Origin of the sequence: Candidatus Phytoplasma sp. AldY-WA1 (genome assembly GCF_020312115.2) — a bacterium.
Classification (GTDB): Bacteria; Bacillota_I; Bacilli_A; order Acholeplasmatales; family Acholeplasmataceae; genus Phytoplasma; species Phytoplasma vitis.
Genome location: NZ_JAHRHX020000139.1, coordinates 1 through 728 on the forward strand (window position 1 = coordinate 1; position 728 = coordinate 728).

Annotated in this window: 1 pseudogene; it reads right to left on the bottom strand. The window is 24.3% G+C overall.

The annotated features are described in order from the left end of the window. Positions 1 to 728 (bottom strand): annotated as a pseudogene (locus KTO59_RS04475) (hypothetical protein); the annotation flags it as partial.

A 728-nucleotide genomic window follows, 5' to 3' on the forward strand; every position in this document is an offset into this window, starting at 1 on the left:
AAAAGAAAATGTTCTAATAAATTGCAGTAAACTAAATTTTTACTTTTTTGGTATTCAAAAGAAGCATTTCTTGCATATTTAGGAATTGATAATCCTGTCCTTTCATTTTCCTTAATATGGTGTATTTCTAAACCTTCTTCCTGCCATCTTTTGATGGATAAATTTTCTTCAGTACATTGTTTATCTAAAAAATAATCTCCCTTGACTGTTCCATATTTTTCTTTTAAAATAGTAACCATTTGATCGTAAGTCATAAGCAACATATAATCGATATTGAACTTATAATCGATATTGTTTGTTTTTCTTTTGGTTATATATATTTGAATTAAAATTTTTTCAATATCTTTCAAATGATCTAATAAATTTTTTAATTTTTCGTTAGAAAACAAAAAAAACTTAAAATCTAAAAAATCTTTTATTTTTTTTAATTCATAAAAAATAGAATGATAAAAATCATATTTTTTCATAAATGAATTAATTTGATCCGATAATAAAATAAGATCTTTTCTGATTTTTAGCTTTTTATAGTCCAGTTCCTCGTCATCCTGGTACTGGTCTTTGCTGGTCCAGTGTTCCTCCACATCCTGGTACTGGTTCAGCTGGTTTTGATCCTGGTAATACTTATAAGCTAGATAAAAAATTAATATAATAATAAAGAAAATAAAGAAAATGATTATTTTAGTAATTGATGTTGTGTTTTTAGCAACTTCTGTTGTTTTATTAGTAAT